Annotated in this window: 27 protein-coding genes; 16 read left to right on the plus strand and 11 right to left on the minus strand. The window is 68.9% G+C overall.

Features of this window, described 5'->3' with window-relative positions:
• Window positions 1-2 precede the first annotated feature (2 nt).
• Window positions 3-542 (plus strand): ferritin-like domain-containing protein, encoded by a 540-nt coding sequence (locus AB0I43_RS06415; RefSeq protein ID WP_356971829.1) that lies wholly within the window; start codon window positions 3-5, stop codon window positions 540-542.
• A gap of 86 nt (window positions 543-628) precedes the next feature.
• Window positions 629-1,177 carry a ferritin gene (locus AB0I43_RS06420; RefSeq protein ID WP_356972246.1) on the plus strand — a complete coding sequence of 183 codons (549 nt, stop codon included), beginning with the start codon at window positions 629-631 and terminating at the stop codon, window positions 1,175-1,177.
• 81 nt (window positions 1,178-1,258) lie between these two features.
• Here the strand turns inward: AB0I43_RS06420 and AB0I43_RS06425 are convergent, their stop codons facing one another.
• The 4 genes from AB0I43_RS06425 to AB0I43_RS06440 all read right to left on the minus strand — a co-directional run bounded on the left by AB0I43_RS06425 (window position 1,259) and on the right by AB0I43_RS06440 (window position 4,379).
• Window positions 1,259-2,179 (minus strand): DUF5926 family protein, encoded by a 921-nt coding sequence (locus AB0I43_RS06425; protein WP_356971831.1) that lies wholly within the window; start codon window positions 2,177-2,179, stop codon window positions 1,259-1,261.
• A 55-nt stretch (window positions 2,180-2,234) separates the two neighbouring features.
• A complete protein-coding gene (locus AB0I43_RS06430; RefSeq protein ID WP_356971833.1) occupies window positions 2,235-3,002 on the minus strand; it encodes a glycerophosphodiester phosphodiesterase in 768 nt (255 codons plus the stop codon).
• On the minus strand, window positions 2,999-3,991 hold the full coding sequence (locus AB0I43_RS06435) for a DUF4328 domain-containing protein (RefSeq protein ID WP_356971835.1): 993 nt from the start codon (window positions 3,989-3,991) through the stop codon (window positions 2,999-3,001). The genes AB0I43_RS06430 and AB0I43_RS06435 overlap by 4 nt, the downstream gene beginning before the upstream one ends.
• A gap of 64 nt (window positions 3,992-4,055) precedes the next feature.
• Entirely contained in the window at window positions 4,056-4,379 is a 324-nt protein-coding gene (locus AB0I43_RS06440; RefSeq protein ID WP_356972248.1) for a rhodanese-like domain-containing protein, read from the minus strand.
• 526 nt (window positions 4,380-4,905) lie between these two features.
• Here AB0I43_RS06440 and AB0I43_RS06445 point away from each other — a divergent pair.
• From AB0I43_RS06445 to AB0I43_RS06460, 4 genes are all read left to right on the plus strand, one after another.
• A complete protein-coding gene (locus AB0I43_RS06445) occupies window positions 4,906-5,517 on the plus strand; it encodes a hypothetical protein (protein WP_356971836.1) in 612 nt (203 codons plus the stop codon).
• 241 nt (window positions 5,518-5,758) lie between these two features.
• Window positions 5,759-6,382 carry a superoxide dismutase gene (locus tag AB0I43_RS06450; protein WP_356971838.1) on the plus strand — a complete coding sequence of 208 codons (624 nt, stop codon included), beginning with the start codon at window positions 5,759-5,761 and terminating at the stop codon, window positions 6,380-6,382.
• A 135-nt stretch (window positions 6,383-6,517) separates the two neighbouring features.
• Complete coding sequence (locus AB0I43_RS06455; RefSeq protein ID WP_356971839.1) at window positions 6,518-7,189, plus strand: DUF1361 domain-containing protein; 672 nt, start codon at window positions 6,518-6,520, stop codon at window positions 7,187-7,189.
• 105 nt (window positions 7,190-7,294) lie between these two features.
• Complete coding sequence (locus AB0I43_RS06460) at window positions 7,295-8,113, plus strand: methyltransferase domain-containing protein (RefSeq protein ID WP_356971841.1); 819 nt, start codon at window positions 7,295-7,297, stop codon at window positions 8,111-8,113.
• 60 nt (window positions 8,114-8,173) lie between these two features.
• Here the strand turns inward: AB0I43_RS06460 and AB0I43_RS06465 are convergent, their stop codons facing one another.
• Both AB0I43_RS06465 and AB0I43_RS06470 read right to left on the minus strand, forming a co-directional pair.
• Window positions 8,174-8,941 carry an SDR family NAD(P)-dependent oxidoreductase gene (locus AB0I43_RS06465; RefSeq protein WP_356971843.1) on the minus strand — a complete coding sequence of 256 codons (768 nt, stop codon included), beginning with the start codon at window positions 8,939-8,941 and terminating at the stop codon, window positions 8,174-8,176.
• Between the two features lie 120 nt (window positions 8,942-9,061).
• Window positions 9,062-9,760 carry a DUF4352 domain-containing protein gene (locus AB0I43_RS06470; protein WP_356971844.1) on the minus strand — a complete coding sequence of 233 codons (699 nt, stop codon included), beginning with the start codon at window positions 9,758-9,760 and terminating at the stop codon, window positions 9,062-9,064.
• Between the two features lie 154 nt (window positions 9,761-9,914).
• Here AB0I43_RS06470 and AB0I43_RS06475 point away from each other — a divergent pair, with 154 nt between their 5' ends.
• The 3 genes from AB0I43_RS06475 (at window position 9,915) to AB0I43_RS06485 (ending at window position 11,851) form a co-directional block, all read left to right on the plus strand.
• Window positions 9,915-10,805: an SDR family NAD(P)-dependent oxidoreductase gene (locus AB0I43_RS06475; protein WP_356971846.1), complete on the plus strand. Its 891-nt coding sequence runs from the start codon at window positions 9,915-9,917 to the stop codon at window positions 10,803-10,805.
• 101 nt (window positions 10,806-10,906) lie between these two features.
• Complete coding sequence (locus AB0I43_RS06480) at window positions 10,907-11,575, plus strand: TetR/AcrR family transcriptional regulator (RefSeq protein ID WP_356971848.1); 669 nt, start codon at window positions 10,907-10,909, stop codon at window positions 11,573-11,575.
• Window positions 11,576-11,641: 66 nt separating this feature from the next.
• Window positions 11,642-11,851: a hypothetical protein gene (locus AB0I43_RS06485; protein ID WP_356971850.1), complete on the plus strand. Its 210-nt coding sequence runs from the start codon at window positions 11,642-11,644 to the stop codon at window positions 11,849-11,851.
• A 3-nt stretch (window positions 11,852-11,854) separates the two neighbouring features.
• Here the strand turns inward: AB0I43_RS06485 and AB0I43_RS06490 are convergent, their stop codons facing one another.
• From AB0I43_RS06490 to AB0I43_RS06505, 4 genes are all read right to left on the minus strand, one after another.
• Window positions 11,855-12,547 (minus strand): TMEM165/GDT1 family protein, encoded by a 693-nt coding sequence (locus AB0I43_RS06490; RefSeq protein ID WP_356971852.1) that lies wholly within the window; start codon window positions 12,545-12,547, stop codon window positions 11,855-11,857.
• Between the two features lie 319 nt (window positions 12,548-12,866).
• Entirely contained in the window at window positions 12,867-13,394 is a 528-nt protein-coding gene (locus tag AB0I43_RS06495) for a peptidase (RefSeq protein ID WP_356971854.1), read from the minus strand.
• Between the two features lie 212 nt (window positions 13,395-13,606).
• On the minus strand, window positions 13,607-15,565 hold the full coding sequence (gene htpG / locus AB0I43_RS06500) for a molecular chaperone HtpG (RefSeq protein ID WP_356971856.1): 1,959 nt from the start codon (window positions 15,563-15,565) through the stop codon (window positions 13,607-13,609).
• 24 nt (window positions 15,566-15,589) lie between these two features.
• Window positions 15,590-17,350, minus strand: coding sequence for a TM0106 family RecB-like putative nuclease (locus AB0I43_RS06505; RefSeq protein WP_356971857.1), 1,761 nt, complete (start codon window positions 17,348-17,350; stop codon window positions 15,590-15,592).
• Between the two features lie 138 nt (window positions 17,351-17,488).
• Between AB0I43_RS06505 and AB0I43_RS06510 the strand changes: the two genes are divergently transcribed.
• From AB0I43_RS06510 to rraA, 7 genes are all read left to right on the plus strand, one after another.
• Complete coding sequence (locus AB0I43_RS06510) at window positions 17,489-18,109, plus strand: DUF6474 family protein (protein WP_356971859.1); 621 nt, start codon at window positions 17,489-17,491, stop codon at window positions 18,107-18,109.
• A 7-nt stretch (window positions 18,110-18,116) separates the two neighbouring features.
• Complete coding sequence (locus AB0I43_RS06515) at window positions 18,117-18,722, plus strand: hypothetical protein (protein ID WP_356971860.1); 606 nt, start codon at window positions 18,117-18,119, stop codon at window positions 18,720-18,722.
• 60 nt (window positions 18,723-18,782) lie between these two features.
• Complete coding sequence (locus AB0I43_RS06520) at window positions 18,783-19,439, plus strand: YcnI family protein (RefSeq protein ID WP_356971861.1); 657 nt, start codon at window positions 18,783-18,785, stop codon at window positions 19,437-19,439.
• Window positions 19,436-19,993, plus strand: a complete 558-nt coding sequence (locus AB0I43_RS06525) for a copper resistance CopC family protein (RefSeq protein ID WP_357431490.1) — start codon at window positions 19,436-19,438, stop codon at window positions 19,991-19,993. The genes AB0I43_RS06520 and AB0I43_RS06525 overlap by 4 nt, the downstream gene beginning before the upstream one ends.
• The gene (locus AB0I43_RS06530) at window positions 19,990-20,919 is read left to right on the plus strand and encodes a CopD family protein (protein ID WP_356971863.1); all 930 of its coding nucleotides are present in this window, start codon (window positions 19,990-19,992) and stop codon (window positions 20,917-20,919) included. The genes AB0I43_RS06525 and AB0I43_RS06530 overlap by 4 nt, the downstream gene beginning before the upstream one ends.
• A 37-nt stretch (window positions 20,920-20,956) precedes the next feature.
• Window positions 20,957-21,418, plus strand: coding sequence for an SRPBCC family protein (locus tag AB0I43_RS06535; RefSeq protein WP_356971864.1), 462 nt, complete (start codon window positions 20,957-20,959; stop codon window positions 21,416-21,418).
• Window positions 21,419-21,515: 97 nt separating this feature from the next.
• Window positions 21,516-22,001 carry a ribonuclease E activity regulator RraA gene (gene rraA, locus AB0I43_RS06540; protein WP_356971865.1) on the plus strand — a complete coding sequence of 162 codons (486 nt, stop codon included), beginning with the start codon at window positions 21,516-21,518 and terminating at the stop codon, window positions 21,999-22,001.
• Here rraA and AB0I43_RS06545 read toward each other — a convergent pair.
• Window positions 21,998-22,216, minus strand: a complete 219-nt coding sequence (locus tag AB0I43_RS06545) for an RNA-binding S4 domain-containing protein (RefSeq protein ID WP_356971866.1) — start codon at window positions 22,214-22,216, stop codon at window positions 21,998-22,000. The two genes, rraA and AB0I43_RS06545, sit on opposite strands and share 4 nt — an antisense overlap.
• Window positions 22,217-22,389: the final 173 nt, after the last annotated feature.

The raw sequence follows: 22,389 nt of genomic DNA on the forward strand, positions 1-22,389 counted from the left end.
GTATGGCCGGTACCGAGTCCTTCCCCGTCCTGCTTCGCGATCAGATCCGGCACGGCTTCACCGCCGCGCAGCAGTGCCTGGCCGGAGCGGTGTATTTCGATTCGCATCGGCTGCCGCAGCTGGCCAGACACTGCTATCACCGCTCCGAGCTGCACCGCGCGCACGCGCTGCGGATGATCCAATATCTGCTCGACCGCGATCTCGAGGTGCGGGTCGGCAATCTGGACGAGGTGCGCGCCGATTTCGATTCCCCGCAGGCCGCGCTGCGCTTTTTGCAGCAGGGTGAGGAAACCCACACCGAGCAGATCACCGAACTCGCCGGCGCGGCGCGCGCGGCGAACGACTTCCTGGGCGAGCGCTTCGTGCAGTGGTTCCTCAAGGAGCAGGTCGACAATCTGGCGCGGATCAACACGCTGGTAGCCGTGCTGGATCGCGGCATCGGCGATCTTTTCGACGTCGAAGAGTTCATCGCGCGCGAGGTGCCGACGCCGCAGCACCCGGACCGCAATGCCCCGAAAATGGCCGGTGCGGCGCGCAATTAATTAGGAATGGCTGACCTCAATAAGGGCGTGCTCAATAAGGCTGCACTTGGATGACACGCGCTCTGACCAGCGTTAATGTGTCACTCATGTCCAGCCACCCAGAGACCCCGCGCAGCAAATTCCACAAATTGCTTCACGATCAGATTCGGCATGAATTCAATGCCGAGCACCAGTACATTGCGATCGCGGTGTGGTTCGATAATGCCGACCTGCCGCAGCTGGCGAAGCGCTTCTACGCCCAGGCGGTCGAAGAGCGCAACCACGCCATGATGATCGTGCAGTACTTCCTCGATCGTGACCTGAGCGTCGAACTCTCCGGAGTCGACTCCGCCAAGTCCGCGTTCAAGAATGTGGTCGACCCGATCCAGCTTGCGCTCAAGCAGGAGAAGACGGTCACCGACCAGATCATCCAGCTCGCCAGCACCGCCCGCGAAGAGGGCGATTACCTGGGCGAACAGTTCATGCAGTGGTTCCTGAAGGAGCAGGTCGAGGAGGTCGCCTCCATGACCACCCTGCTGAACATCGCCGAGCGGGCGGAAGGCAACCTGTTCGATCTGGAGAACTTCATGGCCCGCGAGTTGAGCGGCGTCTCGGATGCTTCCGGCGCGCCGTCGGCCGCGGGTGGCTCCCTGTAGCACCGGCTGTTGGACGAATTCGGGCCCAGCTCGTCGTGACGAGCTGGGCCCGAGTCACGTCCGGCTCCGGGTGGAACCGGCTCAGCGCAGGGTGACCTGGCGCGAGCGCAGCCCGTCCCGGGAACGCCGCTCGTCCGCGGTCATCGGCGCGTCGTCGGCCAGCGCCGCCGCCAGCCGGACCCCGAATTCCTTTGCGGGCGCTTCCCACTCGGTCGGGTGCCGCTCCGGATCCAGATCGAACACCGGCACCAGCAGACCGTGCGTGCGGAACGAGCCCGCGAACCGCGAACCCTCGCCCAGGTTCAGTTCGCCCCGGGCGTGCAGCCGGGCCAGCGCCAGCATCAGGTCGTCCTCGTTCTCGGGACGCACCCAGCGCAGATGCGCCTTCTCGCCCGCGTCGACCCACCAGCCCGCGCCGATCGCGTCCGGGCCGAGATCCAGCCGCGCCGACGGCATGATCGCCTGCTTGGCCTGCTCGATGGTCGCGGCGACCTGCGGATCGGGGGTGACGCCCTCGGGCACCCACCAGTCGAAGTCCTGGTGCACCGTGAGCTCCAGATCCGCACCGGGATCGATGACGTCGGCCAGGCGCGGACCGCCCTCGACGCCCTCGGCCGCGGTCAGCGACTCGCCGCCTTCGGCGGACTGGGTCCACAGGATCGCGGCCGCCATGTCGGCGCTCGGGTCCGCGCTCTGGACTTGCACCTGGGTGCCGACGAAACCGGTCTCCTGCTCACCGGCGCGCACCAGCGCGGCCACCGCGCCCGGCAGCACCGTGGCCAGCACCACCGGCCGCTCGGCCGCCGCACCCGGCGCCAGCTTCAACGTCGCGGTCGCCGACGGCACGAACTCCCGCAGCGCCACCAGATCACATTCGGCGGCCAGCCCCTCGAACGGGCGCGTCACGGCCTGCGCCGCCTGCTCCAGCGCCGCCTTCCGCTCGGCGAGACGCTGGGCCCGGTTCCCTCCGGGCTTAGGACTATTGCGCTTGCTTTTACCCACAGCGTTAGTTTTGCAGCGCCTCCGGCACTGCCTGTTCGCGCCCCCCGATGTCGCGCTACTCGGCGTTGAGGAGGGCCTTGGTGCGGCCGGGGTGGTTGGTGGCGACCCAGCTGACGCCGAGGTCGGCGCAGAGTTGGACGTCGTCGGCGTCGTCGACGGTCCAGCAGTAGGTGGCGCGGCCGGCGGCGGCGGCCTTGTCGACCAGTTCGGGGTGCTCGCGCAGGGTTTTCACGGACGGGCCGACGGCGGTGGCGCCGACCGTGGTGGCCGCGCCGCCACCGAGGTAGCGCGAGGATTCGCCGAGCAGCACGGTGGGCAGCAGCGGCGCGGCACGGCGGATGCGCCAGACCGCGGTGGCCGCGAAAGACATGACGACGGCACGGGAATGGTCGGCCGAGGCCGGGGTCGCGATGCCGAAGCGCTGCAACTCGGCGAGCAGCTTGTTCTCCACCAGCGCGCCGTAGCGGACCGGGTGCTTGGTCTCGATGAACAGCTTGGTGGGACGGCTGCGCCAATCCAGCACCAGCTCGATCAACTCCGCCAGGGTGAGCACGGCGGCGGGCGCGTCCTTGCCGCCGAAGTCGAGTTCCCGGAGCTCGTCCAAGGTCATCTCGCTGACCAGGCCGGTGCCGTCGGAGGTGCGATCGACGGTGCGGTCGTGCACGCAGACCAGCTGACCGTCGCGGGTGAGCCGGACATCGCACTCGACGCCGTCGGCGCCCTCCTGGAGCGCGAGTTCGTAAGCGGCGAGCGTGTGCTCGGGCCGCGCCGCCGAGGCCCCCCGGTGCGCCACGACGAACGGTGCGCGATTGCCCTGGCTCACTTGGCCATAACCTCCTGGTCCGCTTTCTGCGTCTGCTCGGTGGCCGGGTGCACCGGCTCGATGACGGGCACGGCCGCGTCCGCGGCGACCACCCAGCGCCGGGCAAGCCTGGTGCGGCCGAGCAGATCCCGCCCGGCCAGCAGGCGGACGACCCAGAGCGTGAGCACCGCGACGGCGGCGGCGACCAGGTCGGTCCAGAACATGAACAGCACGCCGTCGGCCTTGGCCTGCAACGAATCCGCGGTGCGCCAGAGCAGGGCGGCGACCGCCATCGCACCGCCGAGAACCCAGGCACACCACCAGATCCGGACGGCGCGCAGGGCGCGCGGGTTGCCGCGCTGCTCGGCGAGCTCGGTGAGGAAGACGCCGGGCCACAGCAGATTCACGCCGGGCACGACGCAGCCCAGGGTGAGCGTGCGCGCCGAGCGCGGATCGCGGCGGCCGGACCGCGCGAACGCCGCGGTGCGGGCTTCGATCAGCCAGCCGACCAGCGCGACGGCGGCCAGTAACGCGAAACCCAGGGCCAGCACGGCGGATCCGATGACGAGCGCGTCGGAGGCGCGCAGCAGCAGCGGTTCGATCAGGCGGGTCCGGTTGCGCAGCAGGATGCCGTAGCGCCCCAGCTCGGCGAGCGCGGCGAGCGCGAACAATCCGGCGGTGACCACGAGCAGCGGTTCCACCCGCTGCGTCCAGCGCTGCCAGCGGTCCAGCACCGGAGCGGCCGCCTCCGGCCGCGGATCGAGCAACCCCCAGCGTGGGATCTCGGTGTACTTCGGTGTGGCGGGGCGGGTTCCGGGCCGGGCGCCGCCGGGACGGCGGGTGCGCTGATCCGGGCGCCGGGCGATCCAGCGGTAGTTGCGGCGTTCCGGGGGCGCGCCGATGGGCGCGGGCGAGAGGAGAACGCCGCGGCAGCGCGGGCACCAGTGCATCGGGGTCGTCTGCACGGCCCAGCGCGCGCCGCAGCGGGCGCACGGTTGCACCACGCTCATGGCTCACTCCTCTCGGGGACGGCAGACGGCGCAGCCGGTGGGGTGGGTGGATACAGCAGCATTGTCAGTAGATCTTCGCGGGGTGGTCGCCTGCGCCCGTCAGCGGGCGGCCGTGTTTCTGCCAGGCCACCATGCCACCGCTCACCTGGATGGCGTCGAACCCGACATGGGCGAGATATCTGGCCACCTCGATGGAGCGACCGCCCTGGCGGCACACGACGTAGAGATCGACGTCGAATTCCAGCTCGTCGAGGCGGGCCGGGACATCGACCATCGGAATGTGGATCGCACCGGGGGCGTGCCCTAGTTCCCATTCGTCGTCCTCGCGCACGTCGAGCAGGATGGGACCCGCCCCCTCGCGCACGGGGTTGTCGAATTCGGCGGGCACGGCCTGCGCCGGCACCGACGGAACTTCGGGGCTCGTCACCTTTCCGATCCTGCCATGTCGGCCGGGCTGTCGCCCCGGCGAAGCGAGGGTCGTAGCGAAACCGGCGATTTTCAACCTTAGGTATGTTCTTTCCCCGCCGACCCTATCGGGCGACCCGCCCCGGCGGACCTGTGCATATCTCCCACAGAGTTATCCACATAATCCACAACCTCATCCACAGGTTCAGACTTCGCGATCCGCAGGCGCGATGCCGACAAGATCGGCTCAGCAAACTTGTAGTTGATAGTTCATCCTGCGCAGATTCGGCATAACCGGGTTTCAGACGATCAACAGCAAACGACGCGGCGCGAACGACCGATCCGGAACTCCCCTCCTGAAATCCCGGAGCGGTCATCCGCCGCTGCCGCGGGAACCCCCTGCGGGACCCGGCAACTACTTGGACGGAACAACCGGACAATCGGTTCCGCCGGAAAGACGAAAATGTGAAATACGGGGTTCCACAAGGTCGTATCGGTAGCCTTGATGCATGAACGTGAGCAGGGGGCTACTCGACGGATTGGACACCACCGGACTCGATACCGCTCTGTCCGAGGCCACATGCCTCGGCCTGGATGTCGACACCAAGGCGCGTGAGCTGCGCCTGCAACTCGAGGTGCTGACACTTCCTGCCAAGGGGCAGGCCAGCGACGATTTTCCCGTGCAACTGACCTTCTCCGGAGTCAGCCGAGTCGCGGCGTCCCTGCGCATCCAGCGCTGGGACGACGTGGAGCCGCAGGTCTTACCCCTGCAGCTCGACGGCCTCGACGCGGCGATCCACAGCTTCGGCGGCGGCCGCCTGCACGGCTGGGAGTTCATCGATCTCGACGACAGCGGCTGGGCACTCTGGCGGGAGCTGCTCAGCTTCGACACCACCTTCGACGATCACATCTCCGCGCACGTTCTCGAGTTCTCCCAGGAAGAGGGCATCGATCCTCGCGAACTCGACATCCGCGTGTGGTTCGACACCATGAAGATCCACGATTCGACCGGCAGACAAATTCCGCTCGAGGAGTTCATCACGGGCGGTCAGAACTGGTGGAAGGCCCACGACGCGGGCGATCCACGCACCATCCGGCCCGGCATCGTGCCGCAGCTGTAACCCGGCCGGAGCACACACTTCCGCGACCGCGCACCCGGCAGGGGTGCGCGGTCGCTTCGTTCGCGGCGAAAAAGACGGGTTTTCTGGCGCGCAGCGGGTACCCGGCAGCCGGAGCCGCGCGGTAGCTTCGCTGGGGGAATGAGGGGGGACCGAGCCAGGTTGCTACCTAGCGGGTGTACGAATGGTGGTTGGGTGTTGCTCGAAAGCGGGCACACACGGCCCGACATTAGGAAGGGACATCGTGGCTGTTTACACGCTGCCAGAACTCGATTACGACTACAGCGCCCTGGAGCCGTTCATCTCCGGGGAGATCAACGAACTCCACCACTCCAAGCACCACGCCGCCTACGTCGCCGGCGCGAACACCGCGCTGGAAAAGCTGGAGGCCGCCCGTGAGTCGGGCGACCACGGTTCGATCTTCCTGCTGGAGAAGAACCTGGCCTTCCATCTCGGCGGCCACGTGAACCACTCCATCTGGTGGAAGAGCCTGTCCAAGGACGGCGGCGACAAGCCGGTCGGTGACCTGGAAGCCGCCATCGTGGACCAGTTCGGGTCCTTCGACAAGTTCCGCGACCAGTTCTCCGCGGCCGCCAACGGCCTGCAGGGCTCGGGCTGGGCCTGGCTGGGCTACGACACCCTGGCCGGCAAGCTGCTCACCTTCCAGCTGACCGATCAGCAGGGCAACGTGCCGCTGGGCATCATCCCGCTGCTCGGCCTGGACATGTGGGAGCACGCCTTCTACCTGCAGTACAAGAACGTCAAGGCCGACTACGTGAAGGCGTTCTGGAACGTCGTCAACTGGGCCGAGGTGCAGGATCGCTTCGCGCGCGCCGTCACCCAGGGCAAGGGCCTCATCTTCGGCTGAGCCACCCCGCGTCGCAGCCCGCGAACCCGCTCGGGTTCGCGGGCTGTCTGCGTTCCTGTGGAGAACCGGTGAAGATGTGGTGTTCTTTGGCCGGTGGCATGGCGGACGCCAAGATCTCTCGCCCATCCTGAGGGCATGGATGTGCTCGAACGGGTGGGGCCGAACCTGATGGACGTGGTTCGGCGAGATTTCCTCTGGATGACCTGGAACACGATTCTGGCGTGGATCCCGGTGGGTGTCGCGATGTTGATCTTCCGGGTGAAACCGGCTGAGAACCGGGCGTTTCCGCGATCACCGCTGTGGTGGGCGGGCCTGGTGGGCTTCGTGCTGTTCCTGCCGAACGCGCCGTACGTCGTGACGGATCTGGTGCACCTGCGCTACGACATCGAGTTCGTGGGCGAGGGGCCGGTGGTGACCACGGTGCTCCCGGTCTACCTGGTGTTCATCGGATCCGGGTTCCTCGCCTACTACCTGGCGCTGGATCAACTGGGGCGCTACCTCGACCGCGCCGGACTGGGGAACTGGCGGGTTCCGGTCAACCTGACACTGCATTTCCTGTGCGCGGTGGGCGTTTTCCTCGGTCGCTGGACGCGGCTGAACAGCTGGGAGCCGGTGGTGCAGCCCGCCGACACCTTCGAGCGGGTGCTCCTGGCGCTGACCTGGTCCTGGGCGCCGATCCTGATCGCCGCGGTCTTCGTGGCCACCGCGACCGGGCATTTCGTCACCAAGGCGGTGGTGGAGGCCACGCTCGCCAGCACCTGGCGCGGTGCGCGATGGTTGCGGGCCGCCGTGGCCCGGTCCGCCTAGCCGCCCGGACCCGTTAGGGCGCAGCGATATTGGGCCCGCGGCGGTGGTTACCGGGCGGGGTAGCCGCGTAACCTGAGAAGGTTGGGTAGATCGTGGAGGAAAGACATGTCCGGAAACCCCTTGGCCGCCGCCGAACCGTGGGATCTCGTCGCCGACGGTTACGCCGAGGAAGCGCTGGCGATCATGGCGCCGTTCTCCGCGCGCGCCCTGGAACTGGCCGGGCTGTCCCGGGATTCGCGGGTGCTGGACGTGGCCGCCGGCCCCGGCACCCTGAGCCTGCTCGCCGCCGGTCAGTCCGCCCGGGTCACCGCCCTCGATTTCGCCGCGCACATGCTGGAGGTGCTGAAGCAGGCCGCCGACGCGGCGGGGCACGACAATGTCGACACCCACGTCGGGGACGGCCAAGCGCTGCCGTTCGCGGACAACACCTTCGACGCCGGCTTCTCCATGTTCGGCCTGATGTTCTTCCCCGACCGGGCCAAGGGCTTCGCCGAACTGCTGCGGGTGCTGGTGCCGGGCGGGGTGGCGGTGGTGTCGAGCTGGGCGCCGGTGGTCGAATCGCCGCTGATGCGGATGATGTTCGGCGCCATGAGCGCCGCCGACCCGGGCATCCAGGAGCCGCAACCGAACTATCTGAGCCTGGAGAACCCGGAGGTCTTCGCCAGCGAGATGCGTGCGGCCGGTTTCGCGGGCGTCACGATCCAGCGGCACACCACCGAGGTGGCCTGGGACAGCGGCGAACAGCTGTGGGATGGCATGGCGCGCAGCAGCGCTCCGCTGGCGCTGCTGCGGCGGCGGCTCGGGGAAGCGGTATGGGCCGAGCGCGCCCCGATCATGCGCGACCATCTCGCCCGCCACTATCGGCCGAAGACGCCGCTGGCGACCACCGCGTTCCTCGGCATCGGGCACAAGCCGGGGGCCTGAAACGACGACTGCGCGTGACCTTTTCGGTCACGCGCAGTCGGTATGTTCTGCCGCGAAAAATCAGCGCGGCGCCATGCGCAGCGCGCCGTCCATACGGAAGGTCTCGCCGTTCAGGTAGTCGTGCTCGGTGATGTACTGCGCCAGCTGCGCGTACTCGTCCGGGCGGCCCAGGCGCGAGGGGAACGGCACGCCGGCCTCGAGGCCCTTGCGGTACTCCTCGGTGACGCCGGCCAGCATCGGGGTGTCGATGATGCCGGGGGCGATGGTGTTCACGCGGATGCCGAACTGCGCCAGGTCACGCGCGGCCGGAACGGTCATGCCGTGCACGCCGCCCTTGGAGGCGGAGTAGGCGATCTGGCCGATCTGGCCCTCGAAGGCCGCGACCGAGGCGGTGTTGATGATGACGCCGCGCTGGCCGTACTCGTCGACCGCGTCGGTCTTGGCGATCGCGTCGGCGGCCAGGCGCATCACGTTGAAGGTGCCCAGCAGGTTCACGGTGATGACCGTGCGGAACAGTTCCAGATCGTGCGGGCCGTTCTTGGACAGGATGCGCCCGGCCCAGCCGACACCGGCGCAGTTGACCACCACGCGCAGCGGCACACCGGACTCGACGACCTTCGCGACGGCCGCGGAGACCTCGTCGTGGCTGGTCACATCGGCCGGAATCAGGGTGACGCCCGCGGGCACGTTGTCGCCCGCGCGCTCGATGGACTGCGGCACGTCAAGGCCGAAAACGGTCGCGCCGAGGTCGGCGAAACGCTTGGCGGTGGCGGCGCCGAGGCCGGATGCGCCTCCGGTGACAATGGCGGCGGAACCCGAAATCTCCACGATGGTCCTCTCGTTCGTGACAGCCAGTTGGCCTTTCGTCAATTGCACCCTAGCGCCTGCCCCGTGAGAGACCTAGCACCCCTCCTTCTCACCCGAGAGGACCATCGCGTCGGCCCGGCACTACCGCACGGTGACCTTGGCTCCGCCGGAGAACATGGAGTCGTGCAGCACCAGATGACTCGGCGTGGCCTCGGCGGGAAGATCGAACACCACCTGGGCGGTGATCGAGTTGCCGGGGTTGACCGACGCATAGAGGCTGGTGTCCGCCTGCAAGTTGATCGCGGCGGCCACGTCGCTCTCGAACTTCCGGTTCTGGGTGTCGAACAGATATTGCGAGCTGGGGCTGAACCCCTGCGGCTTGCCGGAGGTGTTCTTGATCGTCATCGTGACGACCGTGTAGCTGCCCTGGGCCTTCCGTTGCAGGTAGGGGTTGTCGCCGATCTCGCCGAGACCGGTCTCGATCCGGGTGACGACGAACTCGAACTTGCCGTCCCGGACCGGGGTGTTCAGGCCCGGGAGCGCCGCCTCGGGTTCGGCCGGCGCGTCGGCTTCGGGCGCGGCGGCCGCGGTCGCGGAGCTTCCGGCTTGTTTCTCGTCTTCGGATCCACCGGAAACCGCCGCGATCAGCCCGCCGAATCCGCACAGGCCGATGATGCCGGCGATAACGATGAGAGCGATCTTGCCGCCGTTGGACTTTCGCGGCGGTAGCGCGTGGCCGGGGTGCCCGGGCTGTCCCGCGTACGGGACGCCGGGCCCTTGCGGCGGCTGGCCGCTCCAGTTCGGATTCTGCGGTGTGTGGTCTGCCGGCGGAGTCGTCATTTCTGTGCTTTCTGCGCGAAGTGATGGAACCGGTACGGCTCTAATCGAGGGCCGGAAAGCCCTGTTACAAGCGCTCGGCGTGCCGCTTTTCCCTCGCGTGGCGGAAGCGAAATTCCCACGAACAGGGCTGTTCATCGGTGGTATCGTCGCCGGCATGAGGCTGTTCACCGGCTCGGGGGTTCGTGGCCGGAAGGTTTTGATCACGGGTGCCGCGCGTGGGATCGGGGCGGCGCTGGCGCGGCAGTTGCATGCGCGGGGTGCGGCGGTGGCGCTGCTGGGGTTGGAGCCGGATCTGCTGGCGGAGCTCGCGCGGGAGTGCGGGGAGGCGCCGTGGCGGTACTGCGATATCGGGGATCCGGCGCAGGTGGAGCGGGTGGTGCAGACGCTGGTCGCGGAGCTGGGCGGGCTGGATGTGGTGATCGCGAACGCCGGTGTGGCCAAGCAGCTTCCGTTGCTCGGCGGGGATCCGCGGGTGATGGAGGAGACGCTCGCGGTGAACACGCTGGGCGTGTATTACACACTGCGCGCGGCCGGGCCGCACGTGCTGCACCCGAGCGGATACGTGCTGATCGTGTCCTCGCTCGCCGCGGCCGTGAACCTGCCGCTGGCCGGGGCCTACAGCGCGTCCAAGGCGGGCGTGGAGGCGCTCGGCAACACCCTGCGCAACGAGATCCGGCACACCGGCGCCAAGGTCGGCATCGCCTATTTCGCCGAACTCGATACCGACATGACCACCCGCGGCTTCGGCACCGCCGCGGCGCGCGCCATCCTCGGCCGGTCCACGGTCTCGGGCACGGCGCCCCTGGGCCCCGCGATCGACGGCATCGAACACGCCATCGCGCGGCGCAAGCGCCAGGTGGTCTCGCCCTGGTGGGTGGCGGTGGCGCTGCCGATGCGCGCGATCGCCCAGCGGCTCATCGATTTCACGCTGCGCGGCGGCGTCGCGACGGCACTGGAGATCGCGCGCACCGAGGACGCGCCGTTCACCACGGATCAGCCCCGCCGGCCCCGCCGCGTGCGCTCCGAATCCGGCGGCGCTGCGTAATTCCGCCGCGCCCACCGGCGAACACCGCGCAGACGAGCCCGCGCCACCGAGCAGAATGGGAGCGCAGCCGCGCACCCACCCCCGACCCCCGGAGCCACCGCATGACCCGACCCGCCGCCCGCCAACTACCCCGCGGCCGTCACGGCCTGCCGCGGGAGCAGGTCATCGCCTCCCAGCGTGAGCGCATCCTGCAGGCGATGGCCGAGGCGATGGTGGAGAACGGCTACGTGGGCACCTCGGTCGCGGTGATCCTGAAACGGGCCGGCGTCTCCCGGGAAACCTTCTACGAACAGTTCCGCTCCAAGGAGGACTGCTTCGAAGCCGCCTACGAACGCGCCGTCGCCGGCCTGCTGAACCACATCGGACACGCCTCCGCCGACGCCGCTCCGGCCACCGGTGCCGCCGCGGACCTGGACCGCATGGGCCGCATCTTCGGGGCCTACCTCGACGGCCTGGCCGCCGAACCCGCCTACGCCCGGCTGTTCCTCGTCGAGGTCTACGCGGCCGGTTCGAAGGCGGTGGCGCGGCGGGCGGTGCTGCAGGAATCGTTCGTCGAGCTGATCGCCGAGACGCTCGGCGCGCACACCGAGCCGCAGCGCTTCGCCTGCCAGACCCTGGCCGCCGCGGTGAGCGCCATGGTCACCGCGCGGATCGCCGCCGACGACCTGGACGGCCTGCGCGCGCTGCGCGATCCGCTGCTGGATCTGGTCCGCCGCGGCGGCGAGCTCTACGGCGCCGCGCTGGCGCGCCCCGCCGCCGCGGGGCGCTGAAAACCGGTGCCGCACGCGGCAATAGCCGTTGCCCTTCCGGTCACAAGCTCCCTATTCTGAGCGACTGTGAGAACTTTCCAGCGCGCCACGATCGCCGTCCTGTCCGTGGCCGTCCTGTCCGCGGGCCTCTCCGGCTGCAGTAGCAACAAACGCTGGTGCGAACACGACGCCACCGACACCGTCGTCGACGACAGCTACTGCAAGAAGAACACGCCGGGCTACGAGTGGGAGTCCGGCAGCAACAGCACCTACAAGAAGAAAAAGAAGCGGCACTGACGGCTACCCGGCGGACCGGACCGGTTCCCGGTCGGTGCGGCGCCGGCGCGTCAGCAGCGCCGCGCCGGCGGCGGCGGGCGCGATGACCGCCAGGCCCGCGCCCGCGAGGAGGCCGAGGCCGGGGAACACGGTGCCGATCAGCGTGGCCGCGCCGAAGTAGAGGAACAGCAGCCCGGCCGCCAAGCCGATGGCGCGCTCGGGCAGGTGCTTGCCGATGAGGATGCCGGCGGCGATGGCCAAGGCGTCGGCGGCGACCATGCCGAGCGTGGAGCCGAGCCAGACGCCGAACCAGTTGTTGTCGGTGGCCAGCGCGGCGGTGGCGAACATGGTGCGGTCGCCGAGCTCGGCGAGCAGGAAGGCCGACAGCACCACGAAGTAGGGCGCCTTGCTGGAGCGCGGCGCCTTCGGCTCGTCGCCGGCGACGGCGGGCGCCCAGTTCTCGCGCAGCGTCCACAGGCCGACGCCGAGGAACATCAGCCCCGCGACCAGCGCGATGGCCTGGGTGGGCAGGGCCGCGCCGAGGAAATGGCCGACGGCGACGGAGATGACGTGCACCAGCGCGGTGGCGGTGGCGATGCCGCCGAGGACGACCCACCACCGATAGCGCAGGGCGAACGTCAGGGCCATCAGCTGGGATTTGTCACCCAGCTCGGCCAGGAAGACGATGCCGATACTCAGCAATATCGTGGCGATCATGATTGGTGGCTGCTCCCAGGTCTCCGGCCTGCCGACCTGGAGACGGGTACTCCTCCGGCCGACAACGAATGGTTGTTCAGGCCGAAGGTCTCGCCCACCGGTGTGCGAACCGGTTCATGCAACCGGACCCGGGCTCACGGTGAGCGGTGGATCAGTATGTCGACTGCATGATTGGGGGCTACTCCCCTTCGCTGCCATCGACCCTACCCGGACGCTCCCCGATTGCCAAGCGCATGTAGTCGAAATCGCAATGCGCACAATAAGTTTGGGCCACGACATCGGAAGTTTCGGGTACCCTTACCGAGCCGCTCGGCCAGGCTCACGCCGCCAGCAGCATGGCCAGAACCGCGGTGTCGGGGTCACTGATCGGATCCAGTCCGACCCGGCTGACCAGGGATGTGATGGTGCCGTCCGACTCCGCCTCGACCCACGCCGCCCGGTGCTCCAGCCCCAGATGCGGCACGCCCGGCAGCAGCACGCACCCGGAAGCGGCGCCCGCGCACTCCGGCAGCGACGGCCGCGTCTCCGACGGTGGATGCAGCATCAACAGGGCCGGTGGCAGATGTTCGGCAAACCTGCCGGGCTCGACCGCCCGCTCCCCCAGCACCGGCCCCTCGGCCAGCACCAGCCCGACCATGTCGGGCGCGGGGTCGTCGGGCAGCTCCTCCCGGACACCGAAGACAGTCGACGTGTGCAGCAGGCCGGGCAGTGAGGCGACCCGCACGGCGAGCACCAGTACCTGCGCCCATTCCTTGGTGGTATCGGGCCAACGCCCGCTGATGACGAAACCCCGCAGCAATCCGCTCGCCTGAAACGGCGTGATGCCGATCGGTCCACTGGTCCGCATGATGCCTCCAATCTCCTGGCATCGGCTTTCCGCCAACTGTTGGAGTCGAAGAATGAACCAGACATCACCTGGCACACAAGTACCAATGAGTGCCAGCCGTGTGATTTCCCGTGCACTCGGCCAACTCCTGTACCAGGGATTACCCCGGTCGAAACCCCCGTAACGCCGAATGGCCACCCCTGTCCGGGGTGGCCATTCGTAACCAGAACTTCTCAGAGCGTCCGGGTGAGCCGGTCGGTCAGGATGTGGGCGAACCGCGCCGGATCCTTCAGCTCGCCGCCCTCGGCCAGGACCGCGGTGCCGTACAGCAATTCGGCGGTTTCGGTCAGCTCGGGCACCTTGGCCGCGTCGGCATCTTCCTTGCGCGCGAAATACGCCTCCTTGAGGCCGTTGACCAGCGGATGCGTCGGATTCAGCTCCAGAATCCGCTTGCTCTCCGGCACGGCCTGGCCCGAAGCCCGGTACATGCGCTCCAGCATCGGGGTGAAGTCGTAGACATCCCCGACCAGGCAGGCCGGCGAGGTGGTGAGCCGGTTGGTCAGGCGCACCTCCTTGACGTTCTCGTCCAGGGTCTTGCCGAGCCAGCTCAGCACGTCGGCGTAGTCCTTGTCCTGCTGCTCGCGCAGCGCCTCGGAGGCCTTCTTCTCCTCCTCGGACTCCAGATCCACCTCGCCCTTCGCGATGGACTGGAAGGACTTGCCGTCGAACTCCGTCACCGAGCCGACCCACATCTCGTCGACCGGGTCGGTGAGGATCAGCACCTCGCGGCCCTTGGCCTTGAACGCCTCGATGTGCGGCGAGGATTCGATCTGCTGCCGGCTCTCACCGGTCATGTAGTAGATCTGCTCCTGGCCCTCGGGCATGCGCTCGAGGTACTGCGCCAGCGTGGTGAGCTCGGTCTCGGAGTTCGTCGAGGCGAACGAGCTGACCTGCAGCAGGGTTTCGCGGTTGTCGAAGTCGGAGAGCAGGCCCTCCTTGAGGACGCGCCCGAACTCCTTCCAGAAGGTCTGGTACTTCTCCTGGTCTTCGGCGCCCTGCATGTCCTTGACCATGGACAGCACCTTCTTGACCAGGCGCTTGCGGATCATCTGGATCTGCCGGTCCTGCTGCAGGATCTCGCGGGAGACGTTGAGCGAGAGATCCTGCGCGTCCACCACGCCCTTGATGAAGCGCAGGTACTCCGGCATCAGCTCTTCGCAGTTGTCCATGATGAACACCCGCTTGACGTAGAGCTGCACGCCGCGCTTGTGCTCGCGGGTGAACAGGTCGAACGGCGCGTGCGAGGGAATGAACAGCAGCGCCTGGTATTCGAAGGTGCCCTCGGCCTTGAGCGGGATGATCTCGAGCGGATCGTCCCAGCCGTGGCTGACGTGGCGGTAGAACTCCTTGTACTCCTCGTCGCTGACCTCGCTCTTGGGGCGGGTCCACAGCGCCTTCATGGAGTTGAGGGTCTGCTCCTCGGTGACCGTCTTCTCGGTCTTCTCCTCACCCTCGCCTTCGGTGACGGTGCGCTCCACCGACATCCGGATCGGCCAGGCGATGAAATCGGAGTACTTCTTGACGATCTCGCGGAGCTTCCACTCCAGCGTGTAATCGAAGAGGTGGTCCTCTTCGTCGGCCGGCTTGAGGTGCAGCGCGACCGCGGTGCCCTGCGGGGCGTCCTCGACGGTCTCGATGGTGTAGGTGGAGCTGCCGGCCGCCGACTCCCAGCGGGTGCCCTCGGTCTCGCCCGCCTTGCGGGTGGTCAGGGTGACCTTGTCGGCGACCATGAAGGTGGAGTAGAAGCCGATGCCGAATTGGCCGATCAGCTCCTCGGCGGCGGCCTCGGACTTGGCTTCGTTGAGTTGGCGGCGCAGTTCCGCGGTGCCGGACTTGGCCAGGGTGCCGATCAGGTCGACGACCTCGGCCCGGGACATGCCGATGCCGTTGTCCCGGACGGTCAGGATCCGCGCGTCCTTGTCGACCTCCAGCTCGATGTGCAGGTCGGAGGTGTCGACGTGCAGGTCCTTGTCCTTGAAGGACTCCAGCCGCAGTTTGTCCAGGGCGTCGGAAGCGTTCGAGATCAGCTCCCGCAGGAACGAGTCTTTGTTGGAGTAGATCGAGTGGATCATCAGCTCCAGGAGCTGATGTGCCTCGGCCTGGAACTCGAGTTTTTCGACGTGCTCTGTCACGCCCGAAATATTAGCGGCACCCGCTCAAGGCCCGACCGGGACGGTGAAATCCCGCAATCCCGGAACCTCGACATCGGCGCTGTGCGCGGCGGGTTCGCGCGGGCACATCCATTCCCGCAGCACCATGGTGGCGCGGACATCGTCCTCGTTGTACTCGAGCAGGCGGGTGCGCTGCGACATGTCCGGCTCGTCGTCGTAGCCGACGGCCAGGCGGTACCAGCTCATCGAGGCCTCGCCGCCCGCTTCCGGATCACGCCAGGAGAACCCGGCGACCGGCGCGATCTTCTTCAGGCCCTTGCCGCTCGGGCAGATGAACTGATCGGAGACCGCCTGGAACATGTCCACCCACTCCGGCCCGTCCACGAAGGCGCGGATCTGATCGACGGTGGGCACGCCCGGCTGCCCCGCGAACCGGCGGGCCGACTCGTAGAGCCATTTGTCCTCGGCGGTGCGGGAATAGCAGTAGGCGGCAAAGGTTTTCCCGGCCAGCGCGGCTTCGGCGCGCACCTGCATCAGCCAGGTCCAGAACTCGGCGAAGGAACGGCCCTCGTCCTCGGTGGGCAGCGGATCCCAGGTGACGAACGGGCGATACACCCCCTCCAGCAGGGTGCCCCACAGGTAGGCGCCGTACTCCTGGTAGCTCTCCAGATCGACGTCGACCTCGACGTCGGCCCGCTTGACCCACACCCGGTCGACGCGGCGCACCAGCGGCGCGTTCGCCAGCCAGGCGCGCGCGGTGACCACGGCCTCGTCGAACGGGCCGTGCTGCCAGTCGTCGGGATCCTCGCCCGTCCAGCCGGCCAGATCGTCGATGGTCTGCACGCCGTGCCCGCGCAGCACGTCGGCCCGCGAACCGGGCGCGACCAGGCTGACATCACGATGCTCGGCCAGCCAGTCGGCACAGCTGCTGAGCCCGGGGGCCGCGCGGTTCCACCACGGGCACTGCCGGCACTCGGGCACCTTCGACGGGATGGTCGGCAGTTCGCCGCGCACCACCGCGATGCGGTCGGCGTAGCGCTGGTCGTAATCGGCCAGCAACGGGCCCAGATCGTGCACGAGGATGCGGTCCAGGTGGTAGCCGATGACGCCGCCGACCAGCGCGGGACTGGCCAGCCCGTGCCGCTGCAGCATCCGGTACAGATGCGCCAGGCGCTGCTGATCGCGCGGCTGCTGGCGCAGCTTGCGGGTGGGATCCGGTTGCGGATTCCACTGGAAGGGATCGGAGGTGGTGGGGTGGAAATCGGCCGGCTCGGGACGGCGCGGGTCGGTGACCTTGTGGTTGACGACGATGATCGGGATGTAGCCGCCGCGCTCGCGATCGCGCAGCAGGATCTCGGAGCCGCCGCGTCTGCCGGTGTCGGGCTCCTGCGGCAGCAGACCGCCCCAAATGTGCTGGGCCGCAGCCTCGCACGCGGCCATGGTGGCCGCAGCGCGGGCCCGCGCGGGCAGCGCCGGATCGATGACCACCCAGTTCTCCGGATCGGCGGCGATCAGCGCCTCGCGCACCCGGGTGCGGTGCGCGGCCGCGGCCTCGCGGCGCTGGCGCACGCCCGGATCCTCCACGACACCGGTGAGTTCCCGGGGAAAAGCGGCATCGAGGTGCAGCCGGTGGCGGCAGCCGATGAGCGAACGCGCATCGATGAACGCGGCCGGAGTGCCGCTGCCGGACGCATCGATTCCCGACGATCGCCGCACGGCCGAAGCGTCGTTTCTGCGACCGTCGTGGTCGTCGATGCCCGAATACACGTAGGCAAGTATGGTCCCTACCCCTGACATGTCCCGCATTGGCTGACATGCGTGGTTCACCCGATGGCAGCGGGGGGCGGTGAACCGATAGGGTACTGGCAAACCATGTGACATGGGCGGACGGGCGTTTACGCACGTCGATCCGCCGTGGCGAACCAGCATGACGGAGGGCCTTCGATGGGGTTGTTCACGAAGCGCAAGCGGCGGCCGAGCCGCCGGGCCGAGGCGAAAGCTCTCAAACACAAGGCCGCCTTGGAGGCCAAGTACGAGGCCAAGATCTCGCGCAAGGCCAAGCGCGGCGAAGCCCGCACCCAGCGTCAGGTCGCGAAGGCGCAGATCGCCGCCTTCCAGGCCGAGGAGAAGGCCGCCAACAAGCTGGCCGCCAAGGCCGAGCGGGATCCGTTCAGCGCCGCGCAGGTCCGCAAGTATCTCGGCGTGGCCCGCATCCTGGTGCCCGTGCTGGCGCCGCTGGCCTACCGCGCCGCCACGATGGTGCGCGCCCAGCTCGACGCCCGCCGGGCCCAGCAGCTCGGCATCGGCATCGATCAGCTCGGCGATTTCACCGGCCACGGCGGCAAGCTGCACGCCCGCATCGCCAATACCGAAGCCGCCCTGGCCAAGATCGGCGATCAGGGCGAGTTCACCCGCGCCACCCGCGATCGGCTGGACAGCCTCAGCGCCGCCGTGCGCACCGCCGAGCAGATGCCGCCGCAGCGCCGGCGCGCCGTGCACACCTCGATCGGCCACGAGCTCACCACCATCGAGACGGACGTGCTGTCCCGCCTCGGCGTGAGCTGATCCACCCGTGAACACGACGGCGTCCGCGCGCACCCCGGTGCGATCGCGGATCGCCGTCGGCCGCGCCTCGCGGCACCTCGGCCGCGCGGGTAATCCGGGCCGCGCGGGTAATCCGGTGCTCGGCGCTCTGATCGGTGCGGTGGTCGCCGTGCTCGCCATCGCCGCGCACGGTCTGGCCGGGGGCGCGCTACCGGGTTCCGCGGAGGGCGCGTTGGTGCTGCTGATCGCCGCGCTCACCGGCACCTGCGCCGCCACCCTGCCCGCGATGTCCGGCCGGGTCGGTGTGTTCGCCGCACTGGCGGCCGGTCAATCCGCCTGCCACAGCTTGCTTTCCGGCTTCGACAGCCACGACCACGGTCCGTCCGGGACGGCGCTCGCGAGCGGATGGATGCTGCTCGCCCACACCGTCGCGACCCTGGCCTGTGCGGCGCTGGTGCTGCTGGCGCTGCGGCTCTATCTCGTTGTCTCCGGCGCGATCCGGGCGGCGCTCAGCGGGCCGCGCAGCCCGCTCCCCCGCGTCCCCCGCCACGGCTGGGCCACGCTCGGCCCGGCACCGCACTCCCGTTCTCCGCATGGCGCGCTCGGCCCGCGCGCACCGCCCGCTGCCGCCTGATCCCGTTTCCGGGGTCCAGCTGTACGGGTCCAATACCATTCGGAGAGAAAGTCTTTCATCATGCGTAGTTCTGTTCTGCGTGCCTGCGGCGCGGTGCTGCCCGCCGTCGGCTTCATCCTGCTCGCCGGCGGCGTCGCCGGGGCGCACGTCACCGTGGACGCGCCCGGCGCCCAGCAGGGCAAGTACTCGGTGGCCACCTTCCGGGTGCCCACCGAGTCCGACACCGCCTCCACCACCGCGCTCACCGTCACCCTGCCGAACCTGAAAAGCGCCCGCACCGAGCCGATTCCGGGTTGGAGTTCCAAGGTCGAGAAGAACGACAAGAAGGAAGCCGTGTCCGTCACCTGGACAGCGGATCCGGGCAACCCCGGCGTCGCGCCCGGGCAGTTCCAGCGGTTCGTGCTCTCGGTCGGCCCGCTGCCGAAGGAAGCGACAGTGAGCTTCCCGGCCAAGCAGACCTACAGCGACGGCAAGGTCGTGGCCTGGGATCAGCCGGCCGGGGCCGACGGCGCCGAACCCGAACATCCCGCTCCCACACTGACGCTGGCGGCGAGCAAGGACGACCCCGAGGACGGCCACCAGGTCGGCGACAGCACCGCCGCGGCGCCGAAGTCCACCGACGACACTGCCCGCTGGCTCGGCGGCGCCGGGCTCGCGCTCGGCATCTTCGCCGTCGCGCTCGGCCTGGGCAACGTCCTGCGCGGGCGGCGCTCGTGAGGGCCGCCCGGGTGACCCGCCTGGTCGGCGCCCTCGGCGCGGGCCTGCTGCTGCTCGGTCTCGGTGTGACCGGCGCCGGTCCGGCGGCGGCGCATTCCGCGCCGGTGGCCAGCGTCCCGGCGGACAAGGCCAGCATCGAGGCCAGCCCCGGCAAGGTATCGATCACCTTCAACGAGGAACTGCAGCCCAGCTTTCCGTCGCTGACGGTGGTGGGCCCGCCGGACCGCAATCTGTGGTCCACGGGCAAACCGGTGGTCGAGGGCAACACCATCAGCATGGAGGTCGGCGAGCTCGGCCCGGCCGGCGAGTACACCATCGCCTACCGTGTCACCTCCGCCGACGGCCATCCGGTCAGCGGCACCATGACCTTCACGCTGACCAAGGCGGGCACCGGTACGCCGGGGCCGCGCGCGGACGGCAAGACCCAGGACGACGACGCCGGTGATTCCGGCGGAGTTCCGCTGTGGGTCTTCATCGCCGGCGCGGTCGTGCTGTTCGGCGGCGGTCTGGCCTTCGCGCTGTTCGGCGGCAAAGGCGGGAAAGCCGAACGGTGAGCACCGGCAGCGGCGGCCGGGACGCGGGGACCCTGCTCTTGCTCGTCCCGGCCGGGCTGCTCGGCGTCGCCGTGGCCTGGGCGCTGGCCGAGCGGAGTCCGGCGGCCGCGGAGGCGGCGATGCGCATGCTCGCCGACTGCCTCGGCGCCACCGTGCTCGGCCTGGCCGCGCTGCCGCGACTGCACGACCGGCTGGATCCGCCCTGGCGGGCGCTGGCCGTGCTGGCCGGAACCTGGTGTGCCGCCGAGGCGGCGGTGCTCGTCGTCGACGCGGCCGGCGTGGTCGGGGTGCCGGTGGGCCGGCTCAGCGCGCAGCGCTTCGGCACCTACCTGACCGACATCAGCGGCGGGCAGATCGGGATCGCGGTGCTCGTCGGCACCGCGGTGGTCGCGGGGTACGCCGCGCTGGCGTTCCGGCGCACGGAGGTCGCGGCGACGGATCTGGTGCTGGTGTTCGCCGCGGTGGCGCTGGCGCTGCGGCCGATCACCGGCCATATGTCGCAGCAGCCGTTCGGTTCGGTGCTCGCCGCCGCGCACGCGCTGGCCGCGGCCGCCTGGTTCGGCCTGCTGGTGGCGCTGGCACTGGTGCTGCGGTCCCGCGGCGAGTGGGCGGCCGTGCTGCCCCGGTACTCGGCGGTGGCGCTGCCGCTGGCGGGCGTCGTGACCGGCACGGGGGTGATCAACGGGCTGGTCCGGGTAGGTGGGCTGCCCGAGCTGGTGAGCACCGGCTACGGACGCATCCTGCTCGCGAAAGCCGCTGTGCTGGTGACGCTGCTGGCGCTGGGCTGGTGGTGGCGGCGCACCTGGGTGCGCCGCGCCGCCGATCATCGGATGAGCGCGCGGGATTCGCTGCGGCGCGCGGTGCTCGAGGTCGTGGTGCTGGCGTTCGTGTTCGGTTTGGCGGCGACGCTGGCCGTCACCGCCTGAAGAGCCAACCGCTATAGAAACCCGTTACAGTTGCCGGATGACCGAAGTCACGATCATCGAGACCTGTGCGGCATCGGCCGAATCCGCTTTCAGCTACATGAACGATTACCGCAACCTGACGAAGTTTCTCTACGGGATCCAGTCCTTCACCCCGGTCGGCACCCAGGTGGAGGGCATCGGCGCCGCGTTCGACGGTCACGTGAAACTCGGCCCGGCTTCGCTGAAATCCCGTGTCGAGGTGGACAAGTGGGAAGAGAACGCGGTCATCGGCATCACCACCGTCAAGGGTTTCGAGATCCATTCGACGTTCCGGTTCCGCCCGAAATCCGCCGACGAGTGCGTCATCGACGCTCTTGTCGACTACCGGGTGCCCGGCGGCCTGGCGGGCAAGGCCCTCGGCCGGACCATCGAGCCGTTCGTGAAGATCGCGGTCAAGCACACCACCGAGAACCTGATCAAGCAGATCACCGAATTCCACGCGGCCCGTAGCCAGCGCTGACAAGGTCACCCCGGCCGCCCGATCGACCATCGCGACGCAGGTCACACCCGGTGCGGGTCGGCCGGGCGCGGGCCCGGGCCGCCCCTAAGCTGAGCCCATGACCGAATCGAATGTTGTTGCCACCGCGGACCTCGCCGACGAGATCGGCCCGGAGATTCGCAGCTGCGATACCCAGTTCATTCAGTTCGGCGGACGCGAGGCGTTTTCCGGGCCGATCACCACCATCCGCTGCTTCCAGGACAACCTGCTGGTGAAGCAGACGCTGAGCGAGCCGGGCAACGGCGGGGTGCTGGTCGTCGACGGCGGCGCGAGCGTGCACACCGCGCTGGTCGGCGACATCATCGCCGGTCGCGGCGTGGACAACGGCTGGGCCGGCGTCATCGTCAACGGCGCCGTGCGCGACTCGGCGATCCTGCGCACCCTCGACATCGGCGTCAAGGCGCTGGGCACCAACCCGCGCAAGAGCACCCAGACCGGTAGCGGCGAGAAGGACGTGCCGGTCGAATTCGGCGGCGTCACCTTCGAACCCGGCCACATGCTCTACAGCGACCACGACGGCGTCGTGGTGCGCGACGAGCGTTAGACCGAGACGATGGCCTTGTGACCGGCGAGGGCGACGACATCGCCGACGTGCAATTGCCGTCCGCGCCGTAGTTCGACCTCGTCGTTCACCCGGACCAGCCCGTTGGCGATCACGGTCTTGGCCTCGGACCCGGAATCGATCAGGTTGGCCAGCTTCAGAAACTGGCCGAGCCGAATGACTTCGTCATCGATCGGAACCTCGACTGGATCTGACATGCCTACATGCTTACCTTGCCGGCGAACCGGCCGGAACGCCCACCCCTCCCGAGTCGACTGACACGCCAGAACGACGCGCCGAGGCAGCCCCGAGCCGCCACACCGTACACACTGGTTCGGTGACTTCCACGCAAGCCGGGCACCGCAACACCGAACACACGCCGGAAAGATCG

The sequence above is a fragment of the Nocardia sp. NPDC050435 genome (assembly GCF_040655395.1).
In the GTDB taxonomy this organism is placed as follows: domain Bacteria; phylum Actinomycetota; class Actinomycetes; order Mycobacteriales; family Mycobacteriaceae; genus Nocardia.